Genomic DNA, 18,396 nt, shown 5'->3' with positions numbered 1-18,396 from the left:
ACACTTATTGTGTTAGACAATTAGCAAAAATAGCAGTGAATAAGAAGAGAGTGACGTTGACTGAAATAGAACAATTGATGCATGCAGCAAAGCAAGTGACACCTTATTTAGACGGAAAAGTTGCTCCTGCTGAAAACGGAATGCTAATGGGTGACGGTGATAATCGTCAGTTGTTAACCATCATGTATCAAGAGATTCAATCATTGCACCCAGAAGCGAAGCACAGTTACTGGTTAACGCGAACCTTTAGCCTACTTAGTTGGCAGCCGATCTACCTAGCGTTTATTGGTATCTATGGTCTAAAAGTGGCGCCAGATTTTTCAACCATGAGTCAGCACTATCGTAATGGGTTGATTTCGGGTTTTCATTTTGATTCGGGGCAGTGCGTGAACGCAAATAAAGAAGCATTAATTATCGATGTTGGCCAACAGCTTGGTGGGATGGTGTCTCGTTGGCAAGCTGAGCTGGATGAACTTTATCGTTGCCGCCCAGGTTTTAGCCGTCAACTGCTTGCTGATTTCTTACTGATGTCCTTGATAAAAGTGCACGATCATTTTGAGGCGTTTACTCAGGATGATGTTCACTCTGATGCAAAGCTATGGCTCGATGCATTTCAACTTCCTCACCGTTCATTAACGGGGTTTTCGTCAGGGGAATTGCTGACTTATACAAGGAAAAGCTGTTGTCTTGTGACTCAAACAAAAGAGGGCAGACTTTGCGATGATTGCCCAAAGAACAAAAAGAGACGTCATGTATAAATTGACCGATGTCGAGGTGGTTCGAGACCAACGAACTATCTTGTCAATTCCCGATCTAACCATTGAAGATAACCAGTTTACCGTTGTACTTGGACATAACGGCTCGGGTAAATCGACGCTGGTGAACTTGCTCTCGAATCAGTTCTCACCAGAACAAGGACAAGTGTTACTCAATGAAAAACGGGTGGGTGAATACAATCCAAAGCAGCTTGCAAAAAGTGTTGCTTATTTGCCCCAAAAATTGCCCGAAGTCGCGGGGCTAAATGTGACTGAACTTGTGCGTTTAGGGCGTTTCCCTTGGCGTGGCCTATTTGGGCGTTGGAATGACCAAGATGCTCAAATAATCGAAAAATCAATGCAAATGACGGGCGTTTCACAGTATGCCAATACCATTGCAGAGCAGTTGTCGGGTGGTGAAAGACAGCGTGCTTGGGTAGCGATGTTACTCGCTCAGCAGTCAGACATTCTGATTCTAGATGAACCGACTTCCGCGTTAGATATTCAGCACCAGTATCAGTTGATGGGGCTTTTAAAGGAACTCAATGAGCAAACGGGGAAAGGGATTGTTGTGATTATTCATGACCTTAACTTAGCACTTAAATATGCCAGCCGCGTTGTTGCATTAAAAGGTGGAAAGGTGGCTTTTCAAGGAGAAACAGAGCTTCTGCATGATGAAGCCTTGTTGTCCGATTTATACGCAACACCCGTTAAATTAATGCCTCACCCAACACAGAATCATAAGGTCGCGGTGGTATGTTAAAAAGTGCAGATAGAGTAGAAAGTAATAGGAAAATGAAACGCCAAATACAAACGATGAAATGGCCGATGCGAGCAACATTGAAGTCTATTCTCGTACTATCGGCAATGTTAGTTTCTGGTTTGAGCAACGCTGATGTAACCGTAACAGACAGCCGAGGTGAACACACGTTAAAGGCAACACCAACACGTGTAGCAGCGCTTAATTGGGATATAGCCGAGCAAGTTATTGAACTGGGTGTCACACCGATAGCCATGCCAGATATTGCTGGGTACCAAGAATGGGTAGTAAAGCCTGCTATTGATGCATCGGTAGAAGATATTGGGACGCGAGTTGAGCCGAACTTTGAGAGACTGGCCCAACTAAAGCCTGACGTTATTATTATTGCCTCTCCTCAGCTTGATTTACTTGATCGCCTGGAGCTCATTGCTCCGGTTCTTTATTACCAAACTTACAGTGCTGACCACGATAACGCTCAAGCGAGTATTGATAATTCTCGGCTACTTTCGAAGGCGCTTGGTAAGCAGCAGGTAGCCGAGGGAAAACTGTTAGAAATGGATGCTCGTTTTACACAAATGACAACGCAGTTGAGTGACGCTTTTCCTGAAGGAAAACCTAAAGTCAGTGCATTTCGCTTTGCAAGTACCACCGCGGTTTATCTCTACGGAGAGAACTCGACGACACAGTACGTCTTACAACGATTGGGCTTTGAACCCGCCATTGAGAAACCTTCCACTCAGTGGGGCGTCACGCAAGTGCGTGTTAATGATTTAAAGCACGTTAATGACGGAGTAGCCCTTTATTTCAAACCGTTTGACCAAGAGCCGCAGCTAAACCGTTCAGTGCTTTGGCAAGCGATGCCGTTTGTTCGAGCAAACCGATTGAACAGCATTGAGCCTGTTTGGAACTATGGAGGGGCTATGTCGCTGCTTTATACCGCTGAAGCGATTACGGATAGCTTACTCGACATTGCTGCCAACCAAGTGAAGCGATAGGGCTCTAATCACGTGCTGAAATCACAGACATTAGGTTTGCTGTTACTCCTTAGCTTACTTGCCTTAACCATTGGGCAATTAGGCTGGAGTACTGACCTTTCTTTCGCTAACCAGATTCAACTCATCGGTTCACTGTCGTTCAATTTTGACGATTACGAAGATTTTGATGCGATTCTGTTCACCCAATCATCGCTACCTCGTTATGTCATGGGGTTGATGGTTGGCGCTGTATTAGGGTTGGTTGGCAGCGTACTACAGCAGCTCACGCAAAACACGCTTGTTAGCCCGTTAACGCTGGGCACCTCTTCTGGTGCATGGCTTGCAATGGTAATAGGCAGTGTTTGGTTCCCTTTAGTCATGGCGGACTATTCGTTATTTGTCGCTCTATTTGGGGCTATGGCCACATTCGGTTTGGTGATCACGATAGTCGGGTTGAATAATCTATCAGGCTTACCTGTTGTTCTTGCAGGGATGGCGACCAATATTTTATTGGGCGCTATTGCGACGGCGGTTGTTTTGCTTCATGACCAATACGCTAAAAACCTGTTTATTTGGGGAGCGGGTGATCTGGCTCAAAATGGTTGGGATAATGTTCTATGGTTAATGCCTAAACTGCTCCCTGCTATCTTTCTTGTACTGTTTGCTCCTCGTGTGTTTGCGTTACTACGTATAGGACAAAGTGGTGCTCAAGCACGAGGTTTGAGTATCGTTCCTGCATTTTTTGCCATCTTATTGTTAAGCCTTTGGTTAGTTTCAGCGTCTATCAGTACGGTTGGTGTGATCAGTTTTATTGGTCTGTTATCGCCTAATATTGCACGGGCATTAGGCGCAAGAACCCCTAAAAGTGAATTGGTGACAAGTTCCATTTTAGGTGCAATGCTGCTTATTACCACGGATTGGATCGCCATGTTCATTGGCAGTTACACCTTGGATATTGTTCCAAGTGGCACGGCTGCGGCGTTGATTGGCGCGCCTGCTTTGATCTTTTTTACAAGGCGTAAACTGAAGGCTCAAGACCAACTCTCGATAACCCTTCCTAAGACAAAAGCACTATTGACTCGTTTTCAATACGTTAAGTTAATGGTATTGTTTATCATTATCATCTTGGTGGCGTTTTTTGTCACAAGAAATAATGTAGATGGTGCGCTGGAGTGGATTGTTCGTTGGCCTGATGATTTTGCATTGAGTTTACTTTGGCCGCGCATATTAACGGCAATCTGCGTAGGCGCAGGGCTTGCGATAGCAGGTGTGTTACTACAACGACTTATATACAATCCATTGGCAAGTCCTGATATTCTTGGCTTGTCAGCGGGGGCGACATTTGCCTTAGTGGCTGCCAGTATTTTTGTTGGCATTAATATTTTTGAATCAGCTCCTTTGCTTGCATTTATAGGCAGTATATCGGTCTTGATTCTACTGCTAATCTTAGGGCGGAAGAATCATTATGCGCCTTCAATGCTGATACTTACGGGTATTTCGTTAACCGCATTAATTGATGCCTTGGTGCAGTTTACCCTTGCAAAGGGCAATGAAGACAGCTTTGCCATATTAGCTTGGTTAGCAGGTTCAACATACCGAGTGACACCAGTGATGGCTGTTGGTCTACTGATCGCGATGGTTCTTCTTTCAAGTATCGCGTTATTGACGAACCGATGGTTAACCCTGCTGTCAGCTGGGCGACTGTTTGCGAAAGCGAGAGGAGTGAACGTTCCTGTCGCGTTTACCTGTCTGTTTGTGTTAGTTGCCCTTATTTGTGCAGTCACGACGGCAGTGATGGGGCCTGTAGGATTTTTAGGGCTATTAGCACCTCATATGGCAATTATGCTTGGTGCAAAGAAAGCGAAAGAGCAGTTAATTGTTTCAATGCTGCTTGGCGCTGTATTGCTTTTAGCCGCGAATTGGTTAGGACAGAACCTTCGTTATCCTGCTGAAATTGCGGCTGGAACGATTGTTTCTGTTATTGGTGGTAGCTATTTTCTACTGCTGTTATTAAAAGGTCGAAAATCGTAGTCTTCAGCTTACTTTACTAAGCAATATAGACCTATTTCGAACCACTTACTTATTTATAACGTAATGATTTTTAAAGTGAATGCCTGTGATGAAATTATTTAAAGCGTGCAGTTTAGCTGCAGTAGTGACGATGTCGTACTCGACTGTGGCATCGTCATTGTCTGATGCGACAGCGATACAAAAAGATACCCATAAGAGTGCAGCTAACAGCCAGAAGGTGATCGATAAGAGTTTCGATTCCTCGCAACAATTAAGAGCGGAAATTGAGCAACTAGAACAAGAGTTGGCGAATCTTGAAGTGTATCGCGATCACCTTGAATCGATGGTGAATAACCAGAACCAAGAAGCGTTAAGTATTGAGTCACAAATCGATCAAATTCAGGATACGAGGCAGGGTGTTGTGCCGTTGATGTATCAAATGCTGGATGGATTAACGCAGATTGTTAAACACGATAGCCCTATTCGTCAGCAAGCAAGATTAGAACGTGTTGAAAGGCTACAAGCAATGATGAGTCAATCTGATGTGAGTGACGCAGAGAAGTACCGTCGCATCTTAGAGGCGTATCAGATTGAAGTTGATTACGGTACTAAGCTTGGTGTTTATGAAGCTCAAATAGCATTGGCTGGTGGTGAGACTTTTGAAGCTGAGATCTTCTATTTAGGTCGAATCTCTCTGATTGCGCGAAATCGTTCAGGCTCTCAATATTGGTCGTGGAATCGAGCGAGTAACGAATGGGAATCGGTTAACTCTACGATCTTTAGTCAACTCGACAGTGCTTTTCGCATTGCGAATAATCAGGCAGCCCCAAGCTTGCTAACCGTACCTCTATCGTTTGAAACCCCATCATCTGATTACTCTTTGAATACCACCAATGTAACGGAGGGGCAATAAATGAAAGCTTTAGCACTCACTACATTGATGTTGGCTGGCGTATTAGGTTCAGTCTACACCGAGTCAGCGCATGCGACTCAAGACGCTACGCAGAATAACCTTAAGAAAGTTGCTCAGTCTGATAACGCCAAGCAGAAAAAAGAGAACGCTCAAAGGCAGTTAACTTTTATCGAGACGGAAGCGAAGCTCAAAAAGAGAAAAGCGGAGCTAAAAGCTAAGCGAAACTTTGTACAGAACCAAACTGACGAGTTAGCGAAAACCTTTAGCAGCAATGAAGATAAACTGGCTCGTTTAGAAGAAAATCTTCGCCTTGAAACGGGTAGCTTGGGTGAGCTGTTTGGTGTTGTAAGACAGGTTGCGAAAGAGCTAGAACCTCAGGTTGAAGAGTCAGTAACAGCGATTGATGCCAACGCACACTCTGCTTATGTAGACTCGATCATTGAAGCGCGTACATTGCCATCAATGGATGAGCTGACTGGTTTGTGGCGTAGCTTAAATGAACAGATTAAAGCCAGCGCACAATTATCCCCAGTAGATGTCTCCATCGTGAATTCAGATGGTAAAGCAACGTCGCAAAGTGCGTTTCGTATCGGCTCATTTGCGCTTGTGGGTGACCAAGGTTATTTAAAGTGGAACAGCGCTCGTGATCAAGCGGTGTACTATGCGAACCAGCCTAATCAAGTCCCTGACATATCGAGCTTGAAACTCTATTCTAACGCCTCTGAACAACAACCCACTGATAATGCAAAGTCATGGCAGGTTGATCCTTCTCGTGGCGTTATCTTAAGCCAAAGAGAGCTAGACCCAACACTGAAAGATCGCTTAGAAGCGGCGGGCGTAGTAGGTAAAGTGATTCTAGGGCTGTTAGCGATTGGTTTAATCATTGCCTTGTACCGCGGTATTACGCTTTCAATAGCACAGGTGAAAATTCGCAAGCAGTTGAAGAACCCTCAACAAATAGGCAACAATCCATTGGGCCGTATTCTTTCTGTTTACAACAAAGAGAATACTCGTACGGTTGAAGCGTTAGAGCTTCGCTTGCTTGAAGCGGTCGTCGATGAGCAAACGCACCTTGAAAAAGGTTTGTCGATGCTTAAATTGTTTGCTGCACTTGCACCGATGCTTGGTCTGCTAGGTACGGTGACGGGCATGATCGAAACTTTCCAAGTTATTACCCACTTTGGTAATGGCGATCCTAAAGTCATGGCGGGCGGTATTTCTATGGCATTGATGACGACTGTACTTGGTTTAGTTGCTGCAATGCCTCTTCTGCTTGCTCACAACTTGTTGAGTACGCAAGCAGAGAATATTCGAAACATTTTAGAGAAGCAGGGTATTGGTCTCGTCGCACAGCAAGCCGAGCGTGACGATACAATTGACGTTTTCTCGAAGCAATCTGTTACTCAAGACAATGTACTGACTGAGAGCCCAGCGTAATGACAAATATGCTAGCAAGTATTCAATTAAATGCTGTGGTTGATTTTATGAATCAAGGTGGGCAGATTTTATGGTGGCTAGCGGCGGTTGTAGCGGTAACTTGGCTTTTTGTTGTTGAGCGAGTGATCTATCTGGCTTGGTCTTTCCCAAAAGAAAAAAAGCAGTGGATAGAGGCTTGGCAGCAACGTCGAGATCATGCCTCATGGCATGCTTTAGCCATACGAGATGGTTGGGTATCAGAAGCCAAGCAAGCGCTTTATCAGCATCTCAATTTCATCAAAGTGCTTGTTGCCATCTGCCCAATGCTTGGGCTACTTGGCACAGTGACAGGCATGATTTCCGTGTTTGATGTGATGGCAAACCAAGGCAGTAGCGACCCTAAGTTAATGGCTTCAGGTATCTCTCTAGCAACGCTACCAACAATGGCTGGAATGGTTGCAGCGTTGGCTGGCGTATTTGCTCATTCGCGCTTGACCAAAGCGTGCCAGCGAACCCAATTAAAATTAGAACAATCTTTAAGGAGCCAACGATGAGGTTAGGCAGACGTCAATCTAAACAAGAAGACGCACAAATCGATATGACATCGATGTTGGACATCGTCTTCATTATGCTGATCTTCTTCATTGTCACCAGCTCATTTGTTCGCGAATCGGGTGTGGAAGTCAATCGTCCTCAAGCATCAAATGTGGTTAGCCAAAAAGACGCAGGCATTTTCGTTGCGATCACCTCGGCTAACGATATCTTTATCGACAAACGTTTAGTAGATGCTGAGCGAGTTCAGGCAACACTAGAGCTTATGCTGCTTGATAAACCTGATGCTTCTCTCGTAATACAAGCTGATGAACGTGCATACAATGGTACGGTTGTGAAAGTGATGGATGCCGCGAAAGGGGCAGGTGTAGTGAATATTGCCTTGGCAGCGGAGAAGTCTTAATGCCTCGTGTCATTATTGCTATACCCATTGCCTTAATTGTGGCACTGGGTCTGTTTAGTTTTATGGCTTGGATGGTGCAACCCAAGTACGCAGAGAAAGCTGAACAGACTGAACCATTGCGTTTCGACATAATGATGGTAGAAGAAGAGTCGCTGACTGAAAGAAGAAGGCGAGCGATTCCTGAGCCACCAGAGCCTCTTGAGCCACCACCTCAAGCGCCAACCTCTAGACAGCAAGTTCAGTCTCAAGATATGTCTCATATGGCACTTGAAATGCCCACGCTGGAAATGGCCACGTCGGTGCAAGGGTTGCAGATTTCACTGCCGTCGATCGGAGATGTCAGCATGGATCAAAATGCCATGCCGCTTCATAGAGTTGAGCCAACTTATCCTGCAAGGGCATTGCGTCGTGGGGTTGAAGGATACGTGATTATGACATTCTCTATTGATGAACTGGGTCGCCCTACCGATATTGAAGTGGTTGAAGCAAACCCACCGAGGCAGTTTGAACGTGAAGCGATACGCGCGCTCAAACGTTGGAAATATCAGCCTAAAGTGGTGAATGACAAAGCCGTGGTACAGCAAGGACAATCCGTGAAACTAGAGTTCAAGTTGCAAAAATGATGAATATTTCGAAGAAACTGCTCGTTAGCTCAATCATTGCATTGGCTAGTTTGATTCCGATTCAATCCGCGTTGGCGAATGAACTGAGCCAATCAACGGCACAGCGTGTACAAAGAGCACACACTCAATCATTAGATGGAGAACTGATAAAAGCCATCGAGCTTTTGGAGAGCGTGTCCACCAGTCGAGCTTACGATAAAGCGTTTGTCGCACGTATGTTAGGTGTTTTTTATTGGCAAAATGAACAAATCGAAGCGGCCATCGATCAATTGAAATATGCCGTTGATAGTGGCTTATTGGCCGATGAACAGTCTGTCGATACGATTCGTATGCTTGCAGATCTCTACTTATCGAACGTTCAATACAAAGAGGCACTTAGCTATTATCTTCGATTAGTTGAAGAGGGGCATGGAAATGCACTGGTTTGGCTTCGTGTTACTCAAACCAATTACCAACTTGCACGTTGGCCCGATGTACTTGAGTCAGTAAAACAATATCAAACGTTTGAACCAACGCTTGATGTTGCAATGCTTTCACTGCGATTGGGCGGTGAATTCCAATTAAAGAAGTGGCCGGATGCTGCAAAAACGTTAGGTCAATTAATCGAATTTGAGCCTGATAACGCACGTTGGTGGCAACAATTAGTGAGTATTGAAATTCGTAGAGAACGCTCTAACCAAGCGTTGAACGTGTTGACTCTAGCAAAGCTGCAAGGTATTCCATTGAGCCAACAAGAAATACGAATGCTGGCTCAGCTTTACGGGAACCAAGGCATTCCATCGAAATCAGCACAAACACTTTCATTGCTGGATGAGGCTAAAACTGACCTTGATATGATTGTTCGTCAGGCTCAGTTATGGCAACAATCAAAGCAGTGGGATACCGCGATTGAGTATTGGCAATTAGCCGCAAAGAAAGACCGTAAGTATCATTGGCAAGCCTCGCAGCTGTATTTAAGCCAGCGCGACTATCAACATGCTCTAGAGGAACTTAATAAGATCCCAGAGAGTAAACTCACTTCTTCGATGCTGTTCGCCAAAGTTCAATCGGCCTATAGAACCCAACAGCTTAACTTGGCGCTACAATATGCCAAGCAAGCGAACAAGGTAGAAGAAACGTCAGAAAGTGAGCGTTGGATTACGTATTTGAATAAGCAGTTAGAGAGTAACGACGACTAATTACACTGCTTGATACTGTTAAGCGCTATATTAAATGAGGTTAAATCGGATCAATCACATTTAGGTTCTCTTTAGGTTGTAGGTACAAAAAGAAAACGTATGTTCTGCACAGTTTTTTCAAATTATCACGAACGATGAACCGATATTAGAGTTATAAAATATTGAACCCACTAGATCGTGCAATCGGAAGAGATATTGCACGATCTAGTGGGTTCATTGATGCTTAGAATTGGTGGTTAAACTCTAAACGTACATCGATGTCTGAGCTGTTCTCTTGATCCCAGTTAGCGAACAATCGAATATTCTGACGAGGATTAAATTGATAAGAAGCGGCAACTTCGTGAGTAAGGGTGCTTATATCTTTATACGAGAATAAGCCTAATTCAGGTATTGTTGTATTGTCTTTACCGCCTAACCCGTGCGTGTACATTGGATTGTAGTTGAACCAGATGTTGTCGGTGACAGATATGCGGGAGTAGATACCTACCGTCGTCGTCACCGCGGGCATGACGTAACCTGCATATTCATCTCTTACGGTCATTAAACCCAGTGATGCGATAGGGAACAAGGTAATTGGGCCAATAGTGGGTAAGGCTTGAACCAGCCCAATGTTAGTACTACCAATTTGCTTATCAAAGTCCCAATTCAGATCAAATTGCATTCCACGACCAGATTCCAATTCGACGGTGAACTGACGGAAACGAATGTGACTGATACTGTCGTTAGCATCGTCTTCTAAACCAAGTAGTTCACCCCCAAAGTTCTGAATTTCAATGAGACGTAAACCTAACGTGTCATCTGAACCAGTGTCGAATGTACGGCCTGACTTTAGATGAAATCCGTTATTCGATATGCCAACCCCCCCCCCCCGGAGTTGTAGACTGCCATTGGATCTGACATATCTTGAACTGTTGTATCATCAGCGATAGCGAACCCTGATACTAATAACGCCGAAGCCAAAATAGTTTTATTCATGTTATAGAATCTCAGGCATCACGTAACTGTTTTCTAGTTGTTCCGGCGTAGCACGGTATACACGTTTTATTAGGTTCCAGTTTTCCGTTGTTGGTATGTTGTTTTCGACGTTGCCACACTCGTTACCGAAGTGAATGGTGTACGTATCGCCACCTTTTTTAAGTACTAGGTTATCACTGTTCAGAGAGGCCTTATTGTGTGCGAAGTAGCCGTCACCGTTGTATAGAGTTACAGAGTAAAAGCCTCTATCTGGATTAATATCAGGTACATCAAAAGTGACGGGAGTACATGACTGAACATCGTTACCTTCAGCAATGCCATAGAAAGCGTGGTGAGCAGGAGCAGTAAGGAAGCCACCGTAAGCAGCAGTAGCGTGCGCACGAACTTCAGATGAACCAGGAGTTCCATCTCCCATAAACTCTAAGGGAGTATAATCAAACTGAGTTGTACGAAGGTCAGCAACAGTCGCTTGATAAGAATCCATATCCCAGTTTTTAAGCTTCAATGGCTCATTTGAACCTGCAGTCCATGTGATTTTAGATTGCCATTCTGCCGCTTTAGCGATATCAGAAGGGTCAGATTCATCCGCTTGGATACGTACTACCACTACAACGTAGTCAGTATCAGAAACGATTTCATGTGTCCCTGACTCGTAAGTAAAAAGAGGAACCCAGTGGTTTTGGTCGTGGACTTGGATAGAAGCATAACGCCCATCCATTTCTGGAAGAGTAATCGTTGCACCCTCGCTAACATTCATCACCATCCCTGAGTAGATAGTATCTTGATTCATACGAATGATCGGTTGGAAATCTAGCTGAGCCATACGAGGAATAAACATCATTTGATTGATTCCATATTCCTCTTGAAGGCGAACCATCTCCATATTGGTATGCGCTACAGCCATATTATCAACCGTAACTTCGATTTGTTTAGACCCTGATGCAATAGCGTGGTTTGAAACCAATACAATGGAGGCAGCAGCTAATAGTGTATTTTTCATAGGAGACCCTAATTAGAGGTTTATTGTTGAATCGACAAGGCAATACATTTGAATTGCAGAGACATAATAAGTTTTCTCAATTTCATAAATAGGGTTTTCAGAAATTCATATATGGAGCAAATTGACTTATAGCAAACGATTATTGTGTGGAAGTATATCCATCACTTCAAAGCGAAGGATCCAATTCCTAAATAAACTGAATTAAAAATACAATTACAGTCATAAATATTGCCAATGACTGTTTTCATATTTATTTTGAATGATTATGATTCATTCTTCATATAATGATGTGTACGGTGTTGATTGAATGATAAGTCAGAAAGAGAACAGTTATTGTAAGCGGTGTGAGGATATGACGTCTCATGTCGTTGTTTTAGTAAGGGATGAGCCTAAAGAAAATAAGCTGACTGACTTTTTAACTGGGCTGTTTAAGAGCGCGGCAGTTGGAGCGTTTGAAGCCTCGATGGATGACTTTTCTCGGCATAGTATTTGTGAACAGTGCGGTACGAAAACGGTTAATGATAACCTAACCTAGCTCTGGGTAAATAAGGCAGCTTTAGTCGCTGCCTTGTTGTCTATAAAGGCTTACGCTAACTTTCTTATCAACGTCCCTAATCGTTTAATTGCAGCTTCCACTTTGTCCGTAATTTCGAGCGATGCATTGAGCCTAAAACAGTGATTAAACTGCTGCTTGGTTGCAAACATCTCTCCCGGTGCAATGCTAATGTTCTCATCAAGAGCCAATCGATAAAGATCGGTCGCATCCATATGTTCTGGAAGAACAACCCATATAAAATACCCGCCAGTCGTATAGTAGGCGTTGACTTCATTCGGAAGGTTATTACGCAGCAATTGCCACGTCTTAAATTTTCTCTGTTCTAGTGTTCGTCTAAGCTGCTTAAGGTGGTTTTCATAGTGTCGAGTGGATAGATAATTAGCGAGCGTAAGTTGAACTGGGGCACTGGTCGATAACGTGCTCATCAACTGAAGTTTTTGGATTTGTAACGCTCGGTTTCCGGCGGCCACCCAACCGATACGAAAACCAGCAACGAGTGATTTTGAAAAAGAAGAGCAGTGTAGTGTCATACCCTTGGTATCAAACGCCTTGGCTGGTAATGGTTTGGTATTTCCATAGTACAGCTCGTTATACACATCGTCTTCAATTAAGTGAACGCTGTGGTCGGTAAGAAGCCTGACAAGGCGTTGTTTCTTTTCGTCTGAAAGTGTAAAACCTAATGGATTCTGGAAGTTCGTCATCAACCAACACGCTTTAACTGGGTGTGTTTGAAGTGCCAACTCTAATGCGTCGAGGTCGATGCCATCTTTTGGGTGAGTATTAACAAAAAGAGCCCGTAAGTTGAGACGCTCTAACGCTTGCAGAGCTCCATAAAATGCAGGCGATTCAACTACAACCCAGTCCCCAGGTTTAGTCACCGATTGTAAACTCAGGTTCAATGCTTCAAGTGCACCAGCAGTGATTACAATTTCATCTGGATTAACGATAATGCCTTGAGAGGCATATCGCTTGGCAATGATCTTTCTTAGGGTTTCATTACCAGGCGGTAGGTTATCTAACGCATGAGAGGTGGGCATCTCTCTCGCTGTCTTCATTAACGATTTGTTTACCCTGTTTTGCGGGTAAAGAGTGGCATCAGGGTAAGCAAAGCCAAAGTTGGTGACGTTTTTCTTACGACTCGTCTGCAAGATATCAAATACAAAATCATTAATATCGATAGATTCAGAAATCTGAAGTGTGTTTTGGTGAGTAGAGACAGGGATATCCTGAATTTTGGGGGCAACCACATAGCCCGAACGAGAGTGCGATACAACCCAGCCCTGGCTTTCCAGTAGCTGATAAGCATTCATTACGGTCATCAAACTAAAGCCAGACAATTCTGTTTGCTTTCTTAAAGAGGGAAGCTTACAGCCTGTTTCCCAAACGTTGCTTTTAATTTGGTTTTTAATTTGTTCTGCAAGCTCTACATACTTAGCCAATGGAAATCGCTCATCGTTATATTTGTTCAGACAATAGGGTATGGGGTTGATCATCTGTTATACATAACAATCATAAATCTGTATCTATTATAGGTAAAGTGCTAAAGCGTATAATTGCATGACTTAAACACTTATCTGGAGTCCTGTAATGAATAGAGTAAAGAGTGAGCTGTATCTATGTGCAATAGCTACCGTTCTGGTCTTGATGAATGTAATCGCTCACCTGTTAGGGGCAAAAATGTTTGTTGATTTACCGCTTGCGGAAATAACCGTTGGATTGACACCAGTCGTTATGATGGCTTTAGGTGTGGTTGGTTTTAAGGTAGCAGGAAAAGAGCAGGGCGCGTAGGTATGGCGCTAGCGTTCGATCGTATTGTTTCTTGCGTTAGTGTTATTGGACTTAAGGTTTGAGCTTTCCTTAGCCGTTGTGAGAAATAATAGAATCTTTCCAGTTATTTCCCAACGAATTTTTGTAACTGACTCGCGAATCCAAGACCCGCTATGGTGGCAATGTTGAGTGTGAGATCGACGCCTATTGCCTTTAGCTCTTCCTCTTCATCATGGTATTTGGCTGTAGCAGCGATACGTCCACGGTAACCCATATTTTTCATTCGCAATACGGAGTTTATGTTGGCTTTATGAGTCGGTAAGGTCAGTAAAACCCACTCTAGATCTTGGTGTAGGTCTGGCGCTCTTAGCCAAAAATCGGGGTTAGTGACATCTCCGGCAACGACATTTCGCCCCAAACCTGTAAGCCTTGAGACTTCTTCCATATCGACTTCCACCCCGGCAATACTGCCCGAATAATTTCTTTCTAGAGCATTGTATGCTGCGACGCCCATGGTACCCATACCGAACACAACGGCTTTGATGTGTGCTAGGTCGAGATCCTCTTCGCCTGAAAGGCGTTTTTTTCGCTCAAACCTGACGAGTGTTGGCCTCCATTTGTCATAGAGACGGTCTCCCGTATTTATCATTAGTGATGATATTACAAACGAGAAAGACAAGACGACTGAAAGCACAACTAACCACTCTTTCGATAACCAACCCGAAGAGACGGCAATGGCTCCGACAATGAGTCCAAATTCGCTGTAGTTAGCAAGGTTTATTGAAGCACGCCATGCGGAATTACACCTTAAATTAAACAGGCTGAACAAACCAAAGTAAGCCGCAACTTTGATGGGAAGAAATAGAATAAGCAACAAAGCGAGCAAAACGTCTGTTTCGCCAGGTGTGGCTGTCATACCAACACTTAAAAAGAACCCGATTAAAAATAGCTCCTTAAATCCAAGCAGCTGTTTAGCTAGCTCATTGGATTTGGGGTGATTGGCAAGGAGCATTCCAAACACCAGTGCGCCAACATCCTCTTTAATTCCCACCAATTCAAACAAATCGGCACCCACCAGCGCCATGGTAATGCCAAAAAGAATGAGAAGTTCATTATGCCCAACACTGTCGAGTAACTTATACAATATCAGCCTAAACGGAATGAGCACGATGAGTGCAAGTGCCCAGTTAGAGGGTAATTTCCCCATAGATACCGCTATGAAAATGACCGCTGCCACATCTTGTACAATAAGCACTCCAATGGCGATTTTTCCGTGCAACGCATTGATCACCCCACGGTCGTCAAGCACTTTAACAGCGAAGACGGTACTGGAAAAAGACAAAATGAACCCTATAACTAGTGCACTTTCAATTTCTAAACCAGAAATGAGTGGGATGGCTGTATAGGAGAGAAGTATCACCAATAGTGCGAAAAGTACGGTGACGATTGCCATATGCAAGGTTGCGCTGCCCCAGACTTCAGGCCGTATTAGGGACTTAAATTTAAGTTTCAACCCGATGGAAAACAATAAAAGAGTGATCCCCAGATCTGCCAGCACAGCGAGGAACCCACCTCCTTCAGCTCCGAGCGCATTAAGTATAAAACCGGCAATAAGAAAACCGATTAGTGGGGGGAGCCCAATGGATTTAATTATCAAGCCACAAAGAAAGGCAATGGATATCCAAATTGGGTCGCTGTAGTGTATTGAAAGTAGCTGCGGGTCCATGTTTATCCTAGCGGTTATCTAACACAAAAATAGCTCAACTGGTTAATCACATGGGACAGAAAGTGGATAACATCCCTTTGTTTTATTTGCTCAGATAACGTCCATTCTTCTTTTAAAGATAGAAGACTTTTTACTCTTACTTGTAAGATTTTGTAGTTAGCTTCTGAAAATTAGTTTCCGATACCGTGTAGTGAGTCGCTTATCTATGTTGATGGCTGCACGTGGGGTATGAAAATATCCTATGAAGGCATTACTTGTGATGGATATTGAAGGTTTTGATGCACGATATGGGCATGCTGACAGATAAAAAATGTAGTGGAGTTTAAATCAGAAACTTCCGCCAAATGATCCCACAGAAAGTTTGAGGCAGAAATGAATTATCTCACGTCTGCCAAATGAGTTTTATCGTTGAACGACGTTATAAGCCTCGCTGCCACTCTTGTCGTAGCGTAATCGTATTCGGCTTATTGATCGCGAGGTCAACGGTATCCAACAGTTTCTGTTTGTCTTTACCAAGGACCCCTTTTAAAACGAGATAGTTAGATGCGTGGTCTGATCGGAAGATGGTTTTTTCTAGTTTTAAGTTTTCCAGTAACCAGCGAACTTCCTGAAACAGCTCGGGTTGAGTTAGCTGCCGAAACTCACCGTTGAAACCTGCAGCAAAACGCTCTTCACCCAAAGGGAATGAGACTACAAGGGTTGAAAGGTAATCGGGCTGAGCTGCATTCATTAGCTTTGCAGAATTAATTGCATGCTGATGGCTGAGTTTAGGCCCACCAAGACCATTTAAAATCATCACTGAGCTTTTCATTCCGGCTGCTTTAATCTTATTTAGCGCTACCAGTGAAGAGTCAAAGGTTTCGCCTTTCTCTACTTTATTCAGCACTTCATCATCACCGCTTTCACAGCCTATGTACATCAGGCTAAGCCCTAGTTCTCTGAGTTCGGTCAGCTGTTCGGCCGTTTTGTTGGTGAGATTTCGCGGTAGGCAGTAACTTGATACTCGCTGAACACGAGGCAGGTATTTATTAATCAATTCGCAGATCTCTTTCAAACGGCGAAAGGGCAGGGTCATTGCATCTCCGTCTGCGAGAAATACTCGATGAACTTTCGCACCAGAACTTGCGATAATTTGAAGCTCTTGCTCAATCTCCTCTACCTTTTTTGGGCGGAATTTCTTCTGAGGCTGAGTGTACATATCGCAAAATGTGCAACGATTATGGCTACAGCCGTTAGTCACTTGCAGTATCAACGATTTCCACTCTGAGGGCGGGCGAAATACAGGTTCAATGTAATCGAGCATTGTGGTGTTCTCTTTTATTATTTCACTAAATGCTATCTCACTTTACCAATGGAAAACAAACATTAGTGACGCTAACGCTGCTCTGTTTTGTCTACGCGATCAAAAAAGGGCCGTTAAGTTCAGACAATGTCTTACTTCAAACGACCCTTTAAGGTTTCTTTGTAGATAGAACTACTTTTGAAGTTGCTCTTTAGCCGCTTCAACTTTTGAGAAATCTAACCCTAACTCGTCTACCGCTTCTTTAATCAATGCTGGGTTTTGCATTACTTGTCCCATTAAAGCCTGAAGCTTCTCTTGAGGCAAACCCAGTTGGCTGATCGTTGCCATTGCTGCAAGAGGGTTTTGTGTCAACGTTTGGAAAATCTCGCTGATCTGTTGGTCACTAATATCATTCTCTTTTAACATTGCAATAATAGGGTTCATCACTTTACCTTTCTAACGACTAAATAAAATAGAGGAGAAGTCTATCATCTGGCTTTGTCTGATTGTAGTGGTTAACTAAGATGAATTCATGAACTTAAGTTTTATGTCGGGTTGGTAATTACAAAGACACAAACGCTAGCTCTGAAACCATTCTACCAGTCGGGTCGATACCACTCTGGCTGCAGCGTTTGGTGATTCCGATTCACGAAGTAGTGCCGACCAGCCAAGATCGAGTTTGGTTTTTCCCAATGGTACGGCGGTGACACTTCCATTGTTTATAGCCGACTGCACGGCCCATTTTGAAAGTATGCTTACTCCGAATCCTGCAGCAATTAATTCGATAATCGCATCGGTGACTTCTACTACGGTAACTAGATATGGAACTACACCAGACGGGCGGATAAACCGTTCATACTCAAAACCGGGTTGCGCTGATTTGCTGTAGGTTAAGTAATCTTCACCTTCAAGGTCTGTCGCTTCGATATAGGGTTTTGTTGCTAACGTATGTTTAGAGTGGGTTATCAAAACCAGTTCATCTTGAAATACAGAAATTGAATCGATACCCGGAATGGCTAAGTGCCCCGGAGCTAACACAACATCGACGGTTCCTTCTTGAAGATTTTGAAGGGGGTTTTGCGTTGCAGAGGCGACCAACTCTAATTGAATGTCGGGCTCCTTTTTTGCCATGACTTGTAGAAATGAGGGTAACCAGTGGTAGCAACTGTACGCTGCTACACCAAAACGAACCACTGTTGTTTTGTTTTCCGCCATTTGCTGAAAATCGTATTCCGCTCGTTGTAAGGCTGGAATGATTTGATTGGCGGTTTGTATCATGGCGCGGCCAGCAGGGGTTTGACGCAGGCTTCGTCCTTCTCGTTGAAATAACAATCCACCCAAACGCCGCTCAGCTTCTGCAAGGCGGTGGCTCAGCGCAGATTGCGTTATGCCTAATACATACGCGGCCTGACTTAAAGTCCCTGAGTCGTTGATGGCTTTGAGCATTTCCCAATGTTTTATATCGAGCCTCATTACTTTTCCCTAAGTCGATGTCGTCAGTCAATT

At 43.8% G+C, this 18,396-nt stretch carries 20 protein-coding genes; 12 read left to right on the top strand and 8 right to left on the bottom strand.

Annotated features, from left to right (window positions below):
* Nucleotides 1-35: 35 nt before the first annotated feature.
* The 10 genes from L4C54_RS01540 (at nt 36) to L4C54_RS01495 (ending at nt 9,584) form a co-directional block, all read left to right on the top strand.
* A complete protein-coding gene (locus tag L4C54_RS01540) occupies nt 36-758 on the top strand; it encodes a siderophore ferric iron reductase (protein ID WP_428806806.1) in 723 nt (240 codons plus the stop codon).
* Nucleotides 751-1,518 (top strand): ABC transporter ATP-binding protein, encoded by a 768-nt coding sequence (locus L4C54_RS01535; RefSeq protein WP_428806805.1) that lies wholly within the window; start codon nt 751-753, stop codon nt 1,516-1,518. The genes L4C54_RS01540 and L4C54_RS01535 overlap by 8 nt, the downstream gene beginning before the upstream one ends.
* A 32-nt stretch (nt 1,519-1,550) precedes the next feature.
* Complete coding sequence (locus L4C54_RS01530) at nt 1,551-2,510, top strand: iron-siderophore ABC transporter substrate-binding protein (protein ID WP_428806804.1); 960 nt, start codon at nt 1,551-1,553, stop codon at nt 2,508-2,510.
* Between the two features lie 12 nt (nt 2,511-2,522).
* Complete coding sequence (gene fhuB / locus L4C54_RS01525; RefSeq protein ID WP_428806803.1) at nt 2,523-4,520, top strand: Fe(3+)-hydroxamate ABC transporter permease FhuB; 1,998 nt, start codon at nt 2,523-2,525, stop codon at nt 4,518-4,520.
* Nucleotides 4,521-4,608: 88 nt separating this feature from the next.
* On the top strand, nt 4,609-5,412 hold the full coding sequence (locus L4C54_RS01520) for a DUF3450 domain-containing protein (RefSeq protein WP_428807384.1): 804 nt from the start codon (nt 4,609-4,611) through the stop codon (nt 5,410-5,412).
* Nucleotides 5,413-5,439: 27 nt separating this feature from the next.
* Nucleotides 5,440-6,849 carry a MotA/TolQ/ExbB proton channel family protein gene (locus L4C54_RS01515; RefSeq protein WP_428807383.1) on the top strand — a complete coding sequence of 470 codons (1,410 nt, stop codon included), beginning with the start codon at nt 5,440-5,442 and terminating at the stop codon, nt 6,847-6,849.
* On the top strand, nt 6,849-7,382 hold the full coding sequence (locus tag L4C54_RS01510; RefSeq protein ID WP_428806802.1) for a MotA/TolQ/ExbB proton channel family protein: 534 nt from the start codon (nt 6,849-6,851) through the stop codon (nt 7,380-7,382). The genes L4C54_RS01515 and L4C54_RS01510 overlap by 1 nt, the downstream gene beginning before the upstream one ends.
* Nucleotides 7,379-7,783, top strand: a complete 405-nt coding sequence (locus tag L4C54_RS01505; protein ID WP_428806801.1) for an ExbD/TolR family protein — start codon at nt 7,379-7,381, stop codon at nt 7,781-7,783. The genes L4C54_RS01510 and L4C54_RS01505 overlap by 4 nt, the downstream gene beginning before the upstream one ends.
* A complete protein-coding gene (locus L4C54_RS01500) occupies nt 7,783-8,406 on the top strand; it encodes an energy transducer TonB (protein ID WP_428806800.1) in 624 nt (207 codons plus the stop codon). Before L4C54_RS01505 ends, L4C54_RS01500 begins: the two co-directional genes overlap by 1 nt.
* Nucleotides 8,403-9,584, top strand: coding sequence for a tetratricopeptide repeat protein (locus L4C54_RS01495; RefSeq protein WP_428806799.1), 1,182 nt, complete (start codon nt 8,403-8,405; stop codon nt 9,582-9,584). Before L4C54_RS01500 ends, L4C54_RS01495 begins: the two co-directional genes overlap by 4 nt.
* A gap of 223 nt (nt 9,585-9,807) precedes the next feature.
* On the opposite strand, the gene L4C54_RS01490 is transcribed toward L4C54_RS01495, so the two are convergent.
* From L4C54_RS01490 to L4C54_RS01480, 3 genes are all read right to left on the bottom strand, one after another.
* Nucleotides 9,808-10,245 (bottom strand): hypothetical protein, encoded by a 438-nt coding sequence (locus L4C54_RS01490; RefSeq protein ID WP_428801906.1) that lies wholly within the window; start codon nt 10,243-10,245, stop codon nt 9,808-9,810.
* Nucleotides 10,246-10,412: 167 nt separating this feature from the next.
* Nucleotides 10,413-10,559 (bottom strand): hypothetical protein, encoded by a 147-nt coding sequence (locus tag L4C54_RS01485; protein ID WP_428806798.1) that lies wholly within the window; start codon nt 10,557-10,559, stop codon nt 10,413-10,415.
* A gap of 1 nt (nt 10,560) precedes the next feature.
* Nucleotides 10,561-11,559, bottom strand: coding sequence for a DUF1254 domain-containing protein (locus L4C54_RS01480; protein WP_428806797.1), 999 nt, complete (start codon nt 11,557-11,559; stop codon nt 10,561-10,563).
* Nucleotides 11,560-11,911: 352 nt separating this feature from the next.
* On the opposite strand from L4C54_RS01480, the gene L4C54_RS01475 reads away from it, so the two are divergent.
* Nucleotides 11,912-12,094 (top strand): hypothetical protein, encoded by a 183-nt coding sequence (locus tag L4C54_RS01475; RefSeq protein ID WP_428806796.1) that lies wholly within the window; start codon nt 11,912-11,914, stop codon nt 12,092-12,094.
* Nucleotides 12,095-12,144: 50 nt separating this feature from the next.
* On the opposite strand, the gene L4C54_RS01470 is transcribed toward L4C54_RS01475, so the two are convergent.
* Nucleotides 12,145-13,554, bottom strand: coding sequence for an aminotransferase-like domain-containing protein (locus L4C54_RS01470; protein WP_489686478.1), 1,410 nt, complete (start codon nt 13,552-13,554; stop codon nt 12,145-12,147).
* 148 nt (nt 13,555-13,702) lie between these two features.
* Between L4C54_RS01470 and L4C54_RS01465 the strand changes: the two genes are divergently transcribed.
* Nucleotides 13,703-13,903, top strand: a complete 201-nt coding sequence (locus tag L4C54_RS01465; RefSeq protein WP_428801911.1) for a hypothetical protein — start codon at nt 13,703-13,705, stop codon at nt 13,901-13,903.
* 103 nt (nt 13,904-14,006) lie between these two features.
* On the opposite strand, the gene L4C54_RS01460 is transcribed toward L4C54_RS01465, so the two are convergent.
* The 4 genes from L4C54_RS01460 to L4C54_RS01445 form a co-directional block, all read right to left on the bottom strand.
* Nucleotides 14,007-15,608: a cation:proton antiporter domain-containing protein gene (locus L4C54_RS01460; protein ID WP_428806794.1), complete on the bottom strand. Its 1,602-nt coding sequence runs from the start codon at nt 15,606-15,608 to the stop codon at nt 14,007-14,009.
* Between the two features lie 418 nt (nt 15,609-16,026).
* Nucleotides 16,027-16,911, bottom strand: coding sequence for a radical SAM protein (locus L4C54_RS01455; protein WP_428806793.1), 885 nt, complete (start codon nt 16,909-16,911; stop codon nt 16,027-16,029).
* Nucleotides 16,912-17,082: 171 nt separating this feature from the next.
* On the bottom strand, nt 17,083-17,334 hold the full coding sequence (locus tag L4C54_RS01450; RefSeq protein ID WP_428801914.1) for a DUF2999 family protein: 252 nt from the start codon (nt 17,332-17,334) through the stop codon (nt 17,083-17,085).
* Between the two features lie 135 nt (nt 17,335-17,469).
* Nucleotides 17,470-18,363, bottom strand: a complete 894-nt coding sequence (locus L4C54_RS01445; protein WP_428806792.1) for a LysR family transcriptional regulator — start codon at nt 18,361-18,363, stop codon at nt 17,470-17,472.
* Nucleotides 18,364-18,396: the final 33 nt, after the last annotated feature.

It is taken from the genome of Vibrio lamellibrachiae (assembly GCF_050337265.1).
Classification (GTDB): domain Bacteria; phylum Pseudomonadota; class Gammaproteobacteria; order Enterobacterales; family Vibrionaceae; genus Vibrio; species Vibrio kyushuensis.
Note: the sequence above shows the minus strand (reverse complement) of the source record. Positions and strands in the feature narration are given on the sequence as shown.

What these genes read in the sequence shown, in the direction of transcription:
- L4C54_RS01505 (WP_428806801.1), top strand. Translation starts at nt 7,379, where the DNA reads ATGAGGTTAGGCAGACGTCAATCTAAACAAGAAGACGCACAAATCGAT.
- L4C54_RS01495 (WP_428806799.1), top strand. Translation starts at nt 8,403, where the DNA reads ATGATGAATATTTCGAAGAAACTGCTCGTTAGCTCAATCATTGCATTG.
- L4C54_RS01455 (WP_428806793.1), bottom strand. Translation starts at nt 16,911, where the DNA reads ATGCTCGATTACATTGAACCTGTATTTCGCCCGCCCTCAGAGTGGAAA.
- L4C54_RS01475 (WP_428806796.1), top strand. Translation starts at nt 11,912, where the DNA reads ATGACGTCTCATGTCGTTGTTTTAGTAAGGGATGAGCCTAAAGAAAAT.
- L4C54_RS01530 (WP_428806804.1), top strand. Translation starts at nt 1,551, where the DNA reads ATGAAACGCCAAATACAAACGATGAAATGGCCGATGCGAGCAACATTG.
- L4C54_RS01515 (WP_428807383.1), top strand. Translation starts at nt 5,440, where the DNA reads ATGTTGGCTGGCGTATTAGGTTCAGTCTACACCGAGTCAGCGCATGCG.
- L4C54_RS01445 (WP_428806792.1), bottom strand. Translation starts at nt 18,363, where the DNA reads ATGAGGCTCGATATAAAACATTGGGAAATGCTCAAAGCCATCAACGAC.
- L4C54_RS01465 (WP_428801911.1), top strand. Translation starts at nt 13,703, where the DNA reads ATGAATAGAGTAAAGAGTGAGCTGTATCTATGTGCAATAGCTACCGTT.
- L4C54_RS01535 (WP_428806805.1), top strand. Translation starts at nt 751, where the DNA reads ATGTATAAATTGACCGATGTCGAGGTGGTTCGAGACCAACGAACTATC.
- L4C54_RS01480 (WP_428806797.1), bottom strand. Translation starts at nt 11,559, where the DNA reads ATGAAAAATACACTATTAGCTGCTGCCTCCATTGTATTGGTTTCAAAC.
- L4C54_RS01485 (WP_428806798.1), bottom strand. Translation starts at nt 10,559, where the DNA reads ATGAATAAAACTATTTTGGCTTCGGCGTTATTAGTATCAGGGTTCGCT.
- L4C54_RS01450 (WP_428801914.1), bottom strand. Translation starts at nt 17,334, where the DNA reads ATGAACCCTATTATTGCAATGTTAAAAGAGAATGATATTAGTGACCAA.
- L4C54_RS01510 (WP_428806802.1), top strand. Translation starts at nt 6,849, where the DNA reads ATGACAAATATGCTAGCAAGTATTCAATTAAATGCTGTGGTTGATTTT.
- L4C54_RS01490 (WP_428801906.1), bottom strand. Translation starts at nt 10,245, where the DNA reads ATGCAATTTGATCTGAATTGGGACTTTGATAAGCAAATTGGTAGTACT.
- L4C54_RS01520 (WP_428807384.1), top strand. Translation starts at nt 4,609, where the DNA reads ATGAAATTATTTAAAGCGTGCAGTTTAGCTGCAGTAGTGACGATGTCG.
- L4C54_RS01460 (WP_428806794.1), bottom strand. Translation starts at nt 15,608, where the DNA reads ATGGACCCGCAGCTACTTTCAATACACTACAGCGACCCAATTTGGATA.
- L4C54_RS01500 (WP_428806800.1), top strand. Translation starts at nt 7,783, where the DNA reads ATGCCTCGTGTCATTATTGCTATACCCATTGCCTTAATTGTGGCACTG.